The following is a 15787-nucleotide window of genomic DNA, read 5'->3' on the forward strand; positions in this document are numbered from 1 at the left end:
AGGAGCACGACGATGACCGCCACGACCACGACCCCTGCCGCGTCCACCACGACGGGACACCTCAAGGCCGCCGACTACGACGCCATCGCCCGCGAGTTGGACGCGCTCCGCGACGAGATCATCGGCGGGCTCGGTGAGCGCGACGCGTCCTACATCCACCGGGTCATCCGCTGGCAGCGCGGCCTGGAGATCGGCGGCCGGACGCTGCTGATGGCGTCCTCGCTGCCGCCCGCCTGGATCGCCGGGACCGCGACGCTGGCCGTCGCGAAGATCCTGGAGAACATGGAGATCGGGCACAACGTCATGCACGGCCAGTGGGACTGGATGCGCGACCCGAAGATCCATTCGACGACCTGGGAGTGGGACAACGTGTCCCCGTCCGACCAGTGGAAGCGCACGCACAACTACGTCCACCACACGTTCACCAACATTCTCGGCAAGGACAGGGACGTCGGTTACGGGCTGCTGCGCGTCGCGCCGGAGCAGGAGTGGAGCCGCGCGCACATCGCGCAGCCGCTCTACAACGTGCTGCTGGCGATGTTCTTCGAGTACGGGGTCGCGATGCACGACCTGGAGGTCGAGGAGATCCAGGACGGCACGCACGACCCGGAGGTGACGAAGGCCAAGCTGCGCGCGATCGGACGCAAGGTCGTCCGCCAGTGGGGCAAGGACTATCTGGCGTTCCCGCTGCTCAGCGGCCCGCAGTTCGTCTCCACGCTGGCCGCGAACTTCACCGCCAACATCGTGCGGAACGTCTGGGCGCACACGGTCATCTTCTGCGGGCACTTCCCCGGCGACATCGAGGTGTTCGGGGAGGAGCGGCTGGACGGCGAGACGAAGGGCGAATGGTATGTCCGGCAGCTTCTCGGCTCGGGCAACATCACCGGCGGGAGCCTGTTCCATTTGATGACCGGCAACCTCAGCCATCAGATCGAGCACCATCTGTTCCCCGACATGCCGAGCAACCGGTACGCGGAGATCGCTCCGCGCGTCCGGGCCCTGTGCGAGCGGTACGGCCTGCCGTACCACACGGGCTCGCTGTCCAAGCAGGTCACCAGCACCTGGAAGAAGATCTTCCGCTACGCCCTTCCACCCAAGAAGGCGACCGCCTAGCTCCACTCGGTTCGCTGAGCCCGAACGTCAGCCGATGACTCGCCCCCTCCCCGGGCCGCAAAGGCGGGTCGTCAGCCGGGAGTCTGGGACGCCGGGAGTCTGGGACACCGGGGGCGTCGGCCGAGGGTCTGGGGCACCTGGTAGGGGCGGGCGTCAGCCGAGGGCTTGGGCCACGGGGACGTAGAGGCGGGACGGGTCGTTGCTGATGGGGGCGCCGTATTCCATGACCGTGGTGGTGAAGGCGGGGCGCAGGCCGTGCGCTTCGGCCCAGGCGATCAGTTCCGGGTGCCGGTGATCGACGTCGAGCCGTACCGGGCCCGGCGGGATGACTTCGTCCACGAGCGTGAGGGCTGTTTCGGTGTCCTGCGCGATGACCGGGCCGACCAGTGCCCAGTCCTCATTCCTCCACACCCCTCCAAAGCCCGCAATCCCGACACCTGGGCCGGAACCGGGGGCGGGGGCGGAAGCGGGGGCAGGGGCGGGGGCAGGCCCGGGGCTGGTTCGGACGACGCGGAACGATTCGCAGAAGGACGGGAGGCCCTTGACCAGCTCCGAGCGGTCGGCGCCGAAGACCTCGGTGTCGAGCGCATGGACGGCTGGCATGTCGCTCGCCTCCGCAGGGACGGAGACTCCCCGCTTGGACAACCCCTCGGCCACACCCTTATACGCCGTGCAGAGGCCCACGGACCGAAATCCCAGACGCTCGTACAGTGGACGTCCGTATTCGGTGGCTGTCAGGCAGAGGCTCACCGTGCGCGCGTTGTCCATCGCGTGACGCATCAGCCGTCCGCCGAGCCCGCGTCGTTCGTAGCGCTTGGCGACGAGCACCATGCTGATCGCGGCGACGTCCTTGCCGTACGGCGTCGAAATCACCGTGCCGGCGAGTTCACCGTTCCCGTCGTCGATACCGTAGACATCGCCGACCGAGAACAGGAACCGCCATTTGTGGTCTTCGCGTCCCCAGTCGCGGTCTTCGGCGAGGCGCTGGCAGGCGGGGAGGTCGTTGATTCCGAGCAGCCGCACGGGGCCGTCCGGCACCGGTGAATCCATGGTCGGACGCTAGATCGGCGTCATCTCGCCGCACAACCGAATTTTGCGCCCTTCCTGGCCCCGCCACCGCCATCACTGCCGGGGTCGAAAGCCGAATCGTGCGTCGCCCTGCCGACGCCCTGCCGCAGCCTCCCCCCACCGGCGCATTGGCGCAGCCTCCATCAGACGGTGCCCTGTCACGGCGTCCCCCACCGGCATCCCGGCGCAGCGTCCACTCCACCAAGGTCCAGCGCAGCATCCGCTCCACCGGCGCCCTAGCGCGGGCCAGACGGCGACGCCCTGGCACCACGTCCACCCACCAACGCCCTCGCACAGCGTCCACCCCACCGGCACCCAGGCGCGGACCAGACCGCGACGCCCTGGCACAACGTCCACTCCACCGGCGTCCTAGCGCGGGCCAGACGGCGGCGCCCTGGGACAGGGTCTGCCTCACCGGCGCCCTGGTGCGTCCTCACCCCCAGCGCCCGGGCGCGGCGTCCGCCCGCCGAGGTCCTAGCACGGCCGTCCGCCGGGGGCCAGGCGCGGCGTCCACCCCACCTGTGCCCGGGTGCGGAGTTCGCGCGCCATGGGTGCGGAGTCCGCGCGCCGGGGGCTGGTTTGGTTGGCGGAGGGTGGTGTTAGTAGACGTCGACGCCGAAGGCCTTGAGGGCTTCGTCGACCGGCTGGAAGTAGGACGATCCGCCGTTGTTGCAGTTGCCGGAGGCGCCGATTCCCAAGCCGAGTGCGAAGGTGCCGGACAGGTAGGGAGCGCCGGGAGTGTCGCCGGGCTCCTTGCAGATGGACGTCCTCGCCAGACCCTTGATCGTCCCCTCGGGGAAGCTCACGCTCTCGTTGACCCCCGTCACGATGCCGCAGTGCGTGCCGGTGACGGGGCTGGTGCGGCAGGTCCGCTGGGTGACCTCCGGGCTGCTGGCCGCCGTGATGTCCACGGACCCCGTGGACGTGCGCACGCTGCCCGGCCTCTCCACGTGAGGCTGGACATAGCGCGCGAGGCCGGTGAAGGAGTTCGTGACCGCGACGACGGTGCCGAGTTCGATCTTCAGCCCCGGATCGGCGTAGATCTTCAGCCCTACTTCGGCGCAGGCGCCCGTGGTGAGGAAGTAGTAGGTGTCGGACTTGCGCACGTTGAAGCCCAGGGTGCAGCGGACGCCGCCGGGGCGCGCGAAGATCGTCTCTCCGCCCTCGGGGTCCGGTGCACCGAAGAGGCTGCTGGGGAAGTCCGTCCCGGGGTCGGGGTCCTGGCCCGGATCGGGGGCGCCAGGGCCGGAGCCGGGGCCCGTCCCGGGGTCGTCGGGCGGCCCGGGGTCGGGGGCGGGGACGCGACCGGGCCTGGAGCCCGAGCCGGGTCGGGTCTTCGAGCCGGGCTTGGACTTCGAGCCGTGGCCGGGCGCGGCAGCGGCGGCACGCGGAGCCGCGGCCCCGGGGGCAGGGGCGGCCGCGCGACCGGGTGCGGCGCCGCGCCGGCGACCGTCGGCACCGTCGCGGCCGCGGGCCGGGGCGGCCCCGGAGGCGTGGGCGGCGGCACCGCCGCGCGCGGCTTCGTTCACGGAGTCGGTTTCCGGAACCGGCTCAGCGTCGGGAAGGGGATCGACCTCGGGGGCGGGAGCCGGGACCGGGGCGGGGGCGGACACGGAGTCGGGAGCCTGGGTGATCATGTAGGGAGCCGTGGCGACGACGATGGCCGTGCCGCTGACAAGCATGATCAGGGGGACGGGTCTCACGGGGCCTCCTGGGGTTGGCGGGTGAGGGGGGTCGGCCCAGGATGACGGTTTCTCGGAATAGTGCAGAAAGGACGGCATCCTTCACAAGGGTTGAAACTGCCAAGGATTCCGGTGGCCGTATATCAAATGCCAGGCGAAGGCCAGTGAGATCGATGAACACCGGCCGATGACGAGTTAGGGATCGACCTGCAAAAGCGCACATTTTGCGCCCTATCGCGTCACCGAGCGTAAGCGCGGGGATTGTTTTCCGCCCTCCGGGTCGCGGTTCGGCCCGCTACGGCTGAGGTCGGTTCGGGCAGGCCGGTCAGTCGTCGTCAGCGGCCGGTCGGTCGCCATCGGGCGCTGGGCGGCCGTCGTCAGCGGCCGGGCGGTCGTCGTCAGCGGCCAAACGATCGTTGTCGGACGCCGGTCAGTCGTGGTCGAGCGCCGGACGGTCGTGGCCGAAGGCCGGGCAATCGCCGTCGAGCGCCGGGCGGTCGCCGTCGGGGGCCGATCAGTCGCCGTCGGACGCCGGACGGTCGTGGCCGAAGGCCGGGCAATCGCCGTCGAGCGCCGGGCGGTCGCCGTCGGGGGCCGATCAGTCGCCGTCGGACGCCGGACGGTCGTGGTCGGAGGCCGGGCAATCGCCGTCGAGCGCCGGGCGGTCGCTGTCGGGGGCCGGTCAGGCGTGGTCGGGGGGCGGGGGGGCGTCGTCGTCGGGGTGCGGGGGGTCGTACAGGGCGTCGTGTTGCTGGCGGGGAGAGCAGACCGACGCGGAGGGGCAGGAGCAGCGGCCTCCGCTGGTGAGCCGGACGGTGACCTTGTCTGACGGAACGTTACGTCCAACGACCTGACCGGGACCGTTAGGGGTGTCCACTCGAGAGCCCAGGGCGGGCATTCTTTCGTGGGCCTGGACGTAAAGCGGATGCTCGTATTTGAGGCAGCACATCAGGCGCCCGCACGCGCCGGCTATGCGGAGCGGGTTGACGGGAAGGTCCTGTTCCTTCGCCATACGAACGGACACGGGCTCGAAGTCCTTGAGAAAGGTTGCGCAGCACAGGTCACGGCCGCAGGGTCCGATGCCGCCCTGGAGGCGGGCCTCGTCGCGGGGGCCGACCTGGCGGAGCTCGACGCGGGCCTTGATGCCGCGGGCCAGGTCGCGGACGAGGGCCCGGAAGTCGACGCGGTGCGGGGCGGTGAAGTAGATCTTGAAGACGTTGTCGGTGTCGAGGTAGTCGACGCCGATGACCTTCATGGGGAGCTCGTGCTTGCGGATGAGGCGCTTGGCGATCGAGCGGCCCTCGGCGCGGCGGCGGCGGTTGGTCTCGTCGCGGGCCAGGTGCTCGTCGGTGGCGGGGCCGGCGCATTCGGGGAGGCCGCCGATGTCCTCGGACACCCACTGGGGCGCCCAGACGCATTCGGCCACCTCGGGCCCGGAATCGGTGGGGACGAGGACCTTGTCGCCGACCTTCGGACTGTGCGCGCCGGGGTCGAGGTAATAGAGCCTGCCGTAACGGGTGAAGCTGACTGCCATCACCATGCCCACGGTTTCGCTCCGTTCGCCCGATTCCGTGCGACCCACTGTAGGCCGTCCGGAACCGGGTCTCACCAGGCGGCGTCGGCGAGATCCCGTCCGGGGACGGCGACGTCCGCCGTGTAGAGGTCCCCGGCGGTCGCCAGGAGGGCCTTGCCTCGGTGCGAGGTGTCGAGGCTGGTCAGTTCGTCCGCCACTTTCTGGCGCCACAGGACCTTGGTGGGTTTCCCGGCCACGCTGTACGCCTGCAGGGACATGTGGGAGTTCTTCACGGTGCCGACGAAGACGGTCTTGCCGTCGGGGCTCAGGATCGCCGTGGAGCTGCCCTGGGGAAGGGTCAGGACGGCCTTGCTCAGCTTCAGGTCGCCCGCGGCGCCGCCGGTGTTGAGCGTGCGGAGCTGGTGCTTGACCTCGGCGGACGCTCCCCCGCCGGAGCCCCCTCGGGCTCCCGCGACCACGCCCGCTCCCGCGCGCGCGCCTGCGGACCGGACCGGACTCCAGACGAACGAGAGCGTCGCACCCGACCAGGAAAGGCTGCCGACGCGGGCGGGCAATTTGGTCGTCCACACCTTGTGGACACCGGTGCGCGCGGAGACGACGTCCACCCGGCTGCGGGCGCGCTGGTAGGTGACGTAGGCGATGCGGTCGCCGTCCGGACTGACGGCCAGGTCCGACCACGAGGTGGACACGCCGGGCACGGCGGCCTTCGGCATGTCCTTCAGGTCCTTGGGACGCCCGTTCTCCTGGAGCGTGAGGCGATGGAACGTCACCTGGCGGTCGGCGTAGGACGCGACGACGTACGAGCCGTCCTTCAGCGCCGCGACGCGGTGGAAGCGGCGGCCCTGCGGCGCGGCGACGGGCAGCCCCACGTCGGCGCCGGTGCGGACGTCGCGAACGATGAGCGCCGTACCCGATTCGGCGACGCCGACGACGACCCGGGGCTCGGTCTTCTTGGACTCGGCGGCCGGCGCCGCCTCATGCTTCTTCTCGCCGGCGCGCTGGTGACGATGCACCACGTCCATGCCACCGCCGATGAACAGCGCCGCCGCCGCGGCGACGGCGACGGGGATGAGACCCCGCCAGGGTGGATTCTCGCGCCTGCCGTCCATCGGGCCGTCCCGCACCTTCCTCTCCGCTGCTCCGTCGCCCCACCTGCGCGCCCCCGCCCCGGACGCGCCCCCGCGTCCGTGTCGCCCGTCGTTTCTACCTCATCTCCTTCGCGACAAAAACCCATGAACGCGGAGTTACCACATCGAAGCAAAACCACGCGCCACGCCGCCCGGCCCCACACAGCCCCACGCCACGCCCAACGCCCCACCCCAACGCGCCCATCGCAACGCCACGTCCCAGCCCACCGCCCCAACGCACCGCCCGGGCGCACCACCTCAGCGCACCAACCCAGCGCCACGTCCCAGCGCACCGCGCCAGCGCAGCGTCCCGGCGCACCAACCCAGCGCCACGTCCCAGCGCACCGCGCCAGCGCAGCGTCCCGGCGCACCAACCCAGCGCCACGTCCCGGCGTGCCGCGCCAGCGCAGCGTCCCGGCGTGCCAGGCCAGCGCCGCGTTTTAGCGCACTACCCAGCAGCACGCCTCAACGCACCGCCCCGGCGTGCCGCCCCGGTGCACCAACCCCGCGCGACGTCCCAGCGGGCGACGCCAGTGCCACGTCCCAGCGGGCCATGACGGCGCGACGCCAGGCGTGCAACGCCAGCGCCGCGTCCCAGCGCACCTTGCCGCCAGCGCGACGTCCTGGCGCGCCATTTCAGAGACGCGTGCCGGCGCCATGTCTGCTGAACGCGGGGGCCGCGTCTATTGAGGGTTGCGCGTCGGGTCAGGTGAGCGTTGTGTGGGCGGCTTCGATCAGGGACGCACGGTACGACCCGCCGAAGAGGGCCACGTGGACTAGGAGGGGATGCAGCTGGTGCAACGGGATCCGGGTGCGCCAGCCGTCCGCGAGTGGTGCGGCCTCGTCGTAGGCGGCGAGGATACGTTCCAGATGCGGTGTCCCGAACAGCGCCATCATGGCTAGGTCGGTCTCGCGGTGGCCGCCGTGGGTCGCGGGGTCGATGAGCAGCGCCCGGCCGTCCGTCCAGAGGATGTTGCCGGACCACAGGTCGCCGTGGACGCGGCTCGGCGGCTCAGGCGGGCCCGCGAGCGTTTCGATGTCGGCCATGACGCGTTCGATCAGGCGGACGTCGGCGGACGACAGATGCCGGGCGCCCAGCCGGAGGAACGGTTCGAGGCGGCGTTCGGCGTACCAGCTGGGCCAGCCCCGATCGTCCGGTGTGTTGTCGAGGGGGAGGTCGGCGATGTAGCCGTCCCAGGGGGCGCCGTAGGTGGTCGGGCGGGCGTCGGTGTGGAGGGCGGCCAGTTCGCGTCCGAGCCGGTCCGCGGCGGACGGGGTCGGCGACGCTGACGGCAGCCACGGCAGGACGAGCATGTACTCGTCCTGCGCGACCACCTCGGGCACGGGCGCCTCCAGACCCGCGGGGGCGGAGGGCGCGGCGGCCAGCCAGCGCAGGCCCGCGGCCTCTGCGGCGAACGCCCCTCCCCCGGCGCCGGTCGCGCGGCGGTCCCGGACGGCGGATTCGGACGCCGCCTTCACGAACACCTCGCGGCCGTCGGCCAGGGACGCGCGGTGCAGCGTCCACGAGTGGCTGGATCCCAGGTCGTGGAGGCTGTCGACGCCCGTCCCGAGGAGGCGCTCAAGCCGGTCCCGCACCCCCGGTCAGCGCTCCTTGAGCGCCGCGCGGATCTCCTCCAGGACGCCCGGGACGGCCGCCTCCACCTGCTCCAGGACGAGATCGAAGTCGGCCCGTCCGCCGTAGTAGGGGTCGGGGACGTCGAGGTCGGACGGGGCCGCGTCCGGGTCGAACTCGCGCAGCATCCGGATCCTGCCGCGGGTCTCCTCGTCCGGCGCCATCGACGACAGCGCCCGCCGGTGTCCCTCGTCCAGCGCGATGATCAGGTCGTATCGTCCGAACCAGCCCGGCTCGAACTGCCTGGCGATGTGGGCCGACCGGTAGCCGGCCCGACGCAGCGCCGCGACCGTCCGCTCGTCGGCTTGGTCGCCGACGTGCCAGCCGCCGGTTCCCGAGCTGTCCACCTCCACGTCGAGGCCCTCGTCCTCGACGTGGTGGCGCAGGACCCATTCGGCGATCGGCGAGCGGCAGATGTTCCCCGTGCAGACGAACGTGACGCGGTACGGCATCACCCCATCATGCCCGAGGCCGACGATGATCGATGATGACCGCGTCCACGCCGGGGACGCCGTCGATCGCGGCCTTGACCGCCCGCGCGTCCTCGGTGTCCGCGACCTGGACCCGGAACGAGTCGGGAACGTCGCCCGCGCGGACCGACTCCAGCAACTCCTTGTCATCGGCGAGCGCCGTCTTGAGCCTCTCGTACGCCTGCTTCTTCGACTCGTAGTCGACCCGCCGCGCCTGCCGCATGGCCTGCAGCCGCCGCTTGATCTCCTGCTTCTGCTGCTCGGTCGCGTCACCCCCGCGGCACTTCTGCGCGCTGGACGACTTGGTGCACAGGAACACCGACACCGTGCGCTCGCTGGACGCCGCGGCGTTGCGATCGCCGAACGTCCGGTCGACGGCCAGATAGCCGCCCGCGACCACACCGCCCATGACCACGACGAACGCGGCGATCATGGCGCCCATGACCAGCGGGCGCGAGAAGGGCGTCGTCGTCGGCGGCCGGTCAGGGAACGGCGGCGGGGGAACGTCCCCGGACCGGACGGTCTCTCCGACGTCCTTCAACGCGTCCGTCAGGCGCTCTTCCGGTTCGTTCACTGTTCCTCCTCCAGGATCCGGGTCAGCGCGGCGATCGCCCGGGACGTCGTCGACTTGACCGTGCCGCGGCTCACCCGCATGGCGTCGGCGATCTCCTCCGCGGACAGGTCGCAGAAGTAGCGCAGGACAAGGGCCTCCCGTTGCCGGACGGGGAGCCGGTGCAGCGCCTCCATGACCTCCCGCCGGTCCTCGGCGACCATCGCCTCCGCCTCGGCCGACCAGACGGGCGGCTGGTGGACGGCGCGGAACGGCCTCCCTCGCCGCCGCAGCACCGTCCGCGACCGGTTCAGGACGGCGGACCTCACGTACGTCAGCGCCTTGTCGCGATCCCGCAGGCGCGACCACCGCTTGTAGAGGCCCGTGAACGCGTCCTGGACGACGTCCTCGGCCGTCCCCCGGTCACCGACCATCATCAGAGCGAGGCGCATCAGGCCGAGCGCATGCCCCCGATAAAGCTCCGTGACCGCCGACCCCGCATCGCCCACCGCGAACGCGGAACCACTAATGGTCGATGCCGCATCGCTAACGACGGACGTCCCATCGCTGCTGATAGACGCCGCATCGCTGACGTTAGACGGCGCATCACTGGCGGCAGACGTCGCATCGCTGGCGGTGGACGGCGCATCACTGGCGGCAGACGCCGCAGCGCTGGCGGTGGACGCCGCATCACTGGCGGTGGACGCCGCAGCGCTGGCGGTGGACGGCGCAGCGCTGGTGGTGGACGGCGCTTCGCTGGTGGTGGACGGCGCATTGCTTTTGGTCGGCGGCGCCGCGTTGGTGAGCGCGGACGTCGTATCGGTGACCGGCGGGTCGGCGGCCGGGTCCGGCGGGAATTCGGCGGCCACTGTCTCAATCCCGCTCATCCGAGAAACCTCCGGGAGGGAGTCATTCGCGGGAAGAAACGCATTCTCCGCCTACGGACCGCGCAGACGTGTGGCGCCGAAGACGTCGGCGACGGGGACGATCGTGTAAGCGGGTCGGGTCGTTCACTGCCGAGAAGTTGACCTTTCATGTCCCAGAGACGCCGTGGGCCCTCACAGGTTGCTTCCGTCGCAGAGTTATTTGAAGCGAACGAAACAAGGCCAGGCTAACGAAGTGGCCCAGGACCGGTCCCGGTCCTGGGCCACTAGCGATACGAGACGGTTCGACAGCACCGACGAGACGCGGTCGGCGACCGACGTGGTCGGCGACCGACGGAGTCAGCGTTGGACGGCGTTCAAAGCGTCCACGATGCCGCTTCCGAAGAACCCGTTCTGGCCCTTCGAGCCCTCACAGGTCTGCGTCGACGTGTTCTTCACCCACTTGCCGTCCTCCAGCGTGTACCAGACGTACTCGACGGTCCGCGGGCTCGGGCATTCCTTCTCGGTCGCGGTGCCGCGCAGCACCCATTCGACGGCGCGCGGGTCGAGGGTGAGGCCGCCGTTGTGGCGGTCCCGGTGCCCGTACTTGCTGACGACGAGGGCGGCGACGCCGACGGCGTGCGGCGACGCCATCGAGGTGCCCTGGATCGACTGGTAGTAGGCGCAGTCGTCGCCCTTGCAGCTGCGGATGATGTTCGGCACCTTCGGCGTGCCGTCGGGGTTCAACTCGCCGCGGGCCTTCGCGAGGCGCTCGGGATAGGCGGCCCAGACGCCAGCGCGGTCGTCCGGACGCTGGTCCGGCGTGTCGGCCTTGTCGCCGCCGGGAGCGGCCACCGCGACGTACCCGTCGCCGAAGCTGCTGAAGTACGACTTGCGGGTGCTCGGCCCGGTCGAGGACACCGGGATGACGTTCTCGCCCTCGCCGGGCATCGACAGGCAGCTCGCCGGGATCGTCCGCTCGTACGGCTTCTCGCCGGGGACAGACGGGAAGTCCGGGCTGGTCCCGTCCACGTTCGTCTTGGTGTAGTCGACGTAGTGGTTTCCGGCGGCGGCGACGAGCGTGACGTCCCGCTTGTGCGCGAAGTCCAGCGCGCGCTGCACGGCCGTGACGATCGTGCGCTGTTCGAGCTGGTCCTGCGGGCTGTCGGCAGGGTTGTCGCCGCAGTTCCAGAGCCACGGGTCGACGTAGTAGGACATGTTGACGACGTCGATGCCGTTCTTGGCCGCGTACGTCAGGCCGTCCACGGTCGGCTGGAGGAAGAAGTAGCCGGAGTCCTGGCCGACGCGCAGGTTGACGATCGACACGTTCGGCGCGACCCCGGACATGCCGAGGCCGTTGCGGGGCGACGCGATCGTGGACGCGACGTGCGTGCCATGGTCGTTGTCGTCCCAGTCGTTGGGGTCGACGCACGACGTGAACTCGCACGGGCCGTCGACCTCGGCGCCGTCGGCGTCGGTCGGGATGTCGGTGGTGAAGTTGCGGCTGAGCTTGCGGTTGAAGTTCGGCTTGATGTCGGGATGGTCGCCGTCCACGCCGGTGTCGAGGACGCCGACCAGCACACGCTTGTCGCCTGGCTCCTTCTTGTACGAGCCGTCCTCGGTCGCGTGGATCTGCTTCATGTCCCACTGGAGGTCGGCCAGCGGCTCGGTGTCCTTGGACGGCTTCCCGCCGAGCGACACCCTGTTCTTCGTGCCGACCGTCCGCTCGACCTTCTCGGACTTCTTCTTCGCCGTCTTCGGCGCCTGGCCGATGGTCCGGTTGTGCGCGACGCCTTCCAGGGCCCGCTCGTCCATCGCGTCCTGGATGAACTCCGGGTTCTCCGACCGGACGGTCGCGACGCCCACGTCCCGGTTCTCGTGGACGATCTTCCCTCCGGCCGCCCGCACCGCGCGCTGGGCCTTGCCTGGGGACACGCCCTCCTTGTAGAGGACGACGTACTCCGAAACCTCACCCTTGGCCTGCGTTGGGTTCGGAGCCGCTGACGCTGGGAACGCGAGTGCCGTCACGGTGGTGACGGCGCACGCGGCGGAAATCAAGGCTCGCCGCAAAGCAGACCTCCTGGCCGTGGGGGAGCAGACCCGAGGATTGGGCCCAAGCGAGGAGCAAGGTACGTATGTTCCTATTGAGGGATGCCTACGGTTATATAACGAAAAGGGAGATCTCCTGTAAGACAAAGGTTTCGGACGTCCATTCCACCCACAGACGCCCGACCTCCGCCAAAGGGACATGCCACGCCTGAGAACCCTCAGCCCCACCGCTCCACCGCGCCGTCCGCCTCACCGCGCCGCCGCGCCGCCGCGCCGTCCGCCAACGGCCACGCCCGCTCGTCAAAGAACCAGCCCGAAGAGGCAGGCCAAAGAACGATGCCGAAGAGGCGGGCCGCGGGAGCTTCAGCCGGTGCGCAAGGCCAGGGTGAGCGCCTCGAACGCCAGCAGAGGGTTGACGTTCGCGTCCAGCCGCTCCCGGCAGGCCATGATGGCGTCGAGCCGGCGGAGGGTGACCTCGGGGCGCCCGTTGCCCGCCGCCGTCCGCAGCTCGGGCCCGAGGTCGACGTTGACCAGGTCGCTGCCCGCCCCGAGTTGGAGCGTCAGGACGTCGCGGTAGTAGGACGCGAGGTCGAGCAGCGTCCGGTCCAGGGCGTCGCGCATGACCCGCGTCGCCCGTGACTTCTGCCGCTTCTCCAGATCGGTGAGGGCGCCTGCCGTCCCGCGCGGCATGCGCCCTTTCGCGCTCTCGCCGAGGGCCTGCCGCAACGCCGTCCGCTCCGACTCGCCCAGCTCGACCGTCCGCGCGTCCCGCTCCGCCTCGGCCGCCTTCACCAGGATCGCGGCCGCCGCGACGGCCGCGCTCACCCCCGTCAGACGACGCGGAACCGCCATGACCTCGTCCCGCGTCCTGCGCACCTCCGGGTCCGCCGCGAGGCGCCGGGCGCGGCCGATGTGCCCCTGCGCGGCCCGTGCCAGCACCTCGGCGGTCTCGCGGTCCACCCCTTCCCGCTGGACGAGCATGTCCGCGATGCCGTCGACGGGCGGGGTCTGCAGCGTCGCCGGCCGGCAGCGCGACTGGACGGTCACGGGCAGGTCTTCGGGCGACGGCGTGCACAGCAGCCACACCGTCCGCGACGGCGGCTCCTCGATCGACTTCAGCAACGCGTTCGCGGCGCCCTCGGTCGCCCTTTCGGCCTGCTCGAACAGCACGATCTGCCAGCGGCTCCCAGTCGGCGTGGAGCCCGCGCGCAACACCAGCGCACGGGCCTCCCTGACGCCGAACGACAACCCTTCCGGACGGACGACCTCCACGTCCGCGTGCGTGCCCTGCAGCACCTGGTGGCAGGACGCGCAATGACCGCAGCCGCGCGGGATCTCCGTGCACTGCAACGCCGCCGCGAACGCCCGCGCGGCGGTGACGTAACCGGCGCCTGGGGGGCCGGTGAACAGCCACGCGTGGGCCGGGTCGCCGTCGTTGGCGGCGGCCGACGACAGTTGCGCGACGACGGGCTCCTGCCCCACCAGGTCATCCCAGACGCTCATGGGTAAGAGGCTAGCCGTGCCGAAGACCCGCGATGACCGGCTCGGAACTCCGTGGTGGGCGGGTCAGAGGTCGGTGATGACGGGGAAGGTGCTCGTGACGTCCTCGGTTCCGGCCGGGACGGGGTCGGGGAGGATCTCGCGGATGCGGTATTGGATCTCGCGGCTCAGCTCGGCCTGCGGGCGGCTCGCGTCCAGGATCAGGTAGCGGTCCGGGTCGGCCTCGGCGAGGGCGCGGAAGCCCGCGCGGACGCGCTCGTGGAAGTCGTGCGACTCGGACTCGATGCGGTCGGCGGGGGCGGACAGCCGGTCGAGGCCGGTGCGCGGCGGGATCTCCAGCAGGACGGTCAGGTCGGGGACGAGGCCGCCGGTGGCCCAGGCGTTGACGCGGGCGATGTCCTCGACCCGCTGCTGCCGTCCGAAGCCCTGGTAGGCGAGGGACGAGTCGACGTAGCGGTCGCTGACGACGATGGCGCCCCGCTCCATCGCGGGCTTGATGACGTTGGCGACGTGGTCGGCGCGGTCGGCGGCGTACAGCAGCGTCTCGCCGCGGACGGACAGTCCGGTGGTGTCGCGGTCGAGCAGCAGCGCGCGCAGCCGCATGCCGATCTTGGTGGCGCCGGGCTCGTGCGTGGTGACGACGTCGTAGCCGTGGTCGCGGAGCCAGATCGCGGCGAGCCGCGCCTGGGTGGTCTTCCCGGCGCCCTCGCCGCCCTCGAACGCGACGAACACGCCGCGCTGCCGCCGCTGGACGGGCTGCTGCGCGGCGGCAGCGGCGGCGGCCTGCTCCGGTGGCGTGTAGACATCGCCGTGCAGGGCGGCGCGCAGGTCGGGGAGGAGGGGGATGCCGCGCCGGTCGTCCAGCCGCTTGTACGCGACGGCGCCCGCGAGCAGGGCCACGACGGCGGCGATGAGCAGCGCGGCGCCCGTCCCGTCGAAGTCGTACACGCTGTCGCCGAGGTCGAGGCGGTGCGAGCCGATCGCCCCGGCGATCAGCGGGACGGCGGCGAACGCGACCACGGCCGTGACGACGGCGACGGAACGCAGATAGGCGGTCGGGCGGACGCCGTCGGGCGCGCCCTGGTCGGTGCGCGCGCCGGGGTCGTGGCCGGCGCCCGGGTCGTGGACGGCGGCCGCGCCGGTCGTCCAGGCGGCGCCCGCGAGGACGCCCAGCAGGCCCGTGGCGAACACGACGACGACGAGGTTCTGGACGAGCGCGATCACCCCGAGCGTGACCGCGGCGGCGATGACGGCGAGGCCGAGGAGCCTGCGGCGGCTGAACGGGACGAGCACGCGCGGCCCGAGGAACAGCCCGGACGCGACGCCCAGCGTGAGACCGGCGAGGACGCTGCCGTAGCCCGCGTCGCCGCCGCCCAGCTCACCGGTGTGGACGCGCGCGACGGAGACGACCGCGCAGGCCGCGAGGGACGCCGCCGTGACGGCCAGGCCGAGACCGCGCGCGGTGGCCGTCCCCGGTCCCTGGAAGATCAGCTTCAGCGGCGACGTGACCCGGATGGGCTCCGCCGCCGGGATCTCGCGGATCGCGGCGACCAGCGCGGCGGCGGCCAGGAACACGGCGGCCGTCACGTACGGGGCGAGGTCGGCGCGGGAGCCGCGGCCGAGCGTCCCCTCGGCGATGAGGGCGATGACCGCGAACAGCAGCGCGGCGACGGGGGCGGGCCCGAACACGACGCGGGTCGCCGACCGGTGCGCGCCCGCGCGCCGCTCGTCGTCCGGGACGAGCGCGGGCAGCGAGGCGCGCGCCGCCGGCGTCCACAGCAGGCCCAGGAAGGCGACGAGGAACGCGGCGGCCATCGTCCACGGCAGCGTGCCGACGAGCGGGACCGTCACGAGGATCACCAGCCGCAGCACGTCCGCGATGATCAGCATGAGCCGGCGGTCGACGCGGGCGGCGATCATCCCGGCGAGCGGCGCGAGCAGCACCGCGGGCAGCAGCATCAGCGCGAGCACGGCGCCGACCGCCTGCGCGCGGGCGGCCGCGTCGTCGTCGCGGGTCAGCGCCGCGGCCATCGCGGTCAGCGCCGGGACGCACAGCCACAGCCCGAGGCCGGACAGCGACAGCGCGGACCGCAGCCGCCGGAACGGCCCGATCGACGAAAGAGACGAAACGCCCGGCGGCGGCGACGCTGCGGGGTGCGGCCGGGATGCGCCCGTTCTGGTCATGTCGGTCAGGGTAT

General features: G+C 71.5%; 13 protein-coding genes. 2 read left to right on the plus strand and 11 right to left on the minus strand.

Annotated elements, in window-relative coordinates; translation table 11 throughout:
• The first annotated feature begins 12 nt into the window (after nucleotides 1–12).
• A complete protein-coding gene (locus tag ACH34T_RS35865; RefSeq protein WP_396025421.1) occupies nucleotides 13–1113 on the plus strand; it encodes a fatty acid desaturase family protein in 1101 nt (366 codons plus the stop codon).
• Nucleotides 1114–1266: 153 nt separating this feature from the next.
• Here the strand turns inward: ACH34T_RS35865 and ACH34T_RS35870 are convergent, their stop codons facing one another.
• The 8 genes from ACH34T_RS35870 to ACH34T_RS35905 all read right to left on the minus strand — a co-directional run bounded on the left by ACH34T_RS35870 (nucleotide 1267) and on the right by ACH34T_RS35905 (nucleotide 9686).
• The gene (locus ACH34T_RS35870) at nucleotides 1267–2163 is read right to left on the minus strand and encodes a GNAT family N-acetyltransferase (protein WP_396025422.1); all 897 of its coding nucleotides are present in this window, start codon (nucleotides 2161–2163) and stop codon (nucleotides 1267–1269) included.
• 617 nt (nucleotides 2164–2780) lie between these two features.
• A complete protein-coding gene (locus tag ACH34T_RS35875; protein ID WP_396025423.1) occupies nucleotides 2781–3884 on the minus strand; it encodes a S1 family peptidase in 1104 nt (367 codons plus the stop codon).
• A 661-nt stretch (nucleotides 3885–4545) separates the two neighbouring features.
• A complete protein-coding gene (locus ACH34T_RS35880; protein ID WP_396025458.1) occupies nucleotides 4546–5403 on the minus strand; it encodes a stage 0 sporulation family protein in 858 nt (285 codons plus the stop codon).
• A 65-nt stretch (nucleotides 5404–5468) separates the two neighbouring features.
• Entirely contained in the window at nucleotides 5469–6506 is a 1038-nt protein-coding gene (locus ACH34T_RS35885; RefSeq protein ID WP_396025424.1) for a hypothetical protein, read from the minus strand.
• A 723-nt stretch (nucleotides 6507–7229) separates the two neighbouring features.
• Nucleotides 7230–8120, minus strand: coding sequence for a fructosamine kinase family protein (locus tag ACH34T_RS35890; protein ID WP_396025425.1), 891 nt, complete (start codon nucleotides 8118–8120; stop codon nucleotides 7230–7232).
• A 6-nt stretch (nucleotides 8121–8126) separates the two neighbouring features.
• A complete protein-coding gene (locus tag ACH34T_RS35895; protein ID WP_396025426.1) occupies nucleotides 8127–8609 on the minus strand; it encodes a low molecular weight protein-tyrosine-phosphatase in 483 nt (160 codons plus the stop codon).
• 7 nt (nucleotides 8610–8616) lie between these two features.
• Complete coding sequence (locus ACH34T_RS35900; protein ID WP_396025427.1) at nucleotides 8617–9201, minus strand: permease-like cell division protein FtsX; 585 nt, start codon at nucleotides 9199–9201, stop codon at nucleotides 8617–8619.
• Entirely contained in the window at nucleotides 9198–9686 is a 489-nt protein-coding gene (locus ACH34T_RS35905) for a SigE family RNA polymerase sigma factor (RefSeq protein ID WP_396025428.1), read from the minus strand. Before ACH34T_RS35905 ends, ACH34T_RS35900 begins: the two co-directional genes overlap by 4 nt.
• On the opposite strand from ACH34T_RS35905, the gene ACH34T_RS35910 reads away from it, so the two are divergent.
• Entirely contained in the window at nucleotides 9661–10173 is a 513-nt protein-coding gene (locus tag ACH34T_RS35910; protein WP_396025459.1) for a hypothetical protein, read from the plus strand. The two genes, ACH34T_RS35905 and ACH34T_RS35910, sit on opposite strands and share 26 nt — an antisense overlap.
• A gap of 227 nt (nucleotides 10174–10400) precedes the next feature.
• Here the strand turns inward: ACH34T_RS35910 and ACH34T_RS35915 are convergent, their stop codons facing one another.
• The 3 genes from ACH34T_RS35915 to tmk all read right to left on the minus strand — a co-directional run bounded on the left by ACH34T_RS35915 (nucleotide 10401) and on the right by tmk (nucleotide 15773).
• Nucleotides 10401–11975 carry a S8 family peptidase gene (locus ACH34T_RS35915; RefSeq protein WP_396025429.1) on the minus strand — a complete coding sequence of 525 codons (1575 nt, stop codon included), beginning with the start codon at nucleotides 11973–11975 and terminating at the stop codon, nucleotides 10401–10403.
• Between the two features lie 477 nt (nucleotides 11976–12452).
• Complete coding sequence (locus ACH34T_RS35920; RefSeq protein ID WP_396025430.1) at nucleotides 12453–13592, minus strand: DNA polymerase III subunit delta'; 1140 nt, start codon at nucleotides 13590–13592, stop codon at nucleotides 12453–12455.
• A 63-nt stretch (nucleotides 13593–13655) separates the two neighbouring features.
• The gene (tmk, locus tag ACH34T_RS35925; protein WP_396025431.1) at nucleotides 13656–15773 is read right to left on the minus strand and encodes a dTMP kinase; all 2118 of its coding nucleotides are present in this window, start codon (nucleotides 15771–15773) and stop codon (nucleotides 13656–13658) included.
• Between the last annotated feature and the right edge of the window lie 14 nt (nucleotides 15774–15787).

Origin of the sequence: Actinomadura sp. 9N215 (genome assembly GCF_044326345.1) — a bacterium.
In the GTDB taxonomy this organism is placed as follows: Bacteria; Actinomycetota; Actinomycetes; order Streptosporangiales; family Streptosporangiaceae; genus Spirillospora.

Bases quoted from the DNA above. Each gene is read 5' to 3' on its own strand.
- ACH34T_RS35865 (WP_396025421.1), top strand. From the start codon at position 13: ATGACCGCCACGACCACGACCCCTGCCGCGTCCACCACGACGGGACAC.
- ACH34T_RS35870 (WP_396025422.1), bottom strand. From the start codon at position 2,163: ATGGATTCACCGGTGCCGGACGGCCCCGTGCGGCTGCTCGGAATCAAC.
- ACH34T_RS35880 (WP_396025458.1), bottom strand. From the start codon at position 5,403: ATGGTGATGGCAGTCAGCTTCACCCGTTACGGCAGGCTCTATTACCTC.
- ACH34T_RS35885 (WP_396025424.1), bottom strand. From the start codon at position 6,506: ATGGACGGCAGGCGCGAGAATCCACCCTGGCGGGGTCTCATCCCCGTC.
- ACH34T_RS35895 (WP_396025426.1), bottom strand. From the start codon at position 8,609: ATGCCGTACCGCGTCACGTTCGTCTGCACGGGGAACATCTGCCGCTCG.
- ACH34T_RS35920 (WP_396025430.1), bottom strand. From the start codon at position 13,592: ATGAGCGTCTGGGATGACCTGGTGGGGCAGGAGCCCGTCGTCGCGCAA.
- tmk (WP_396025431.1), bottom strand. From the start codon at position 15,773: ATGACCAGAACGGGCGCATCCCGGCCGCACCCCGCAGCGTCGCCGCCG.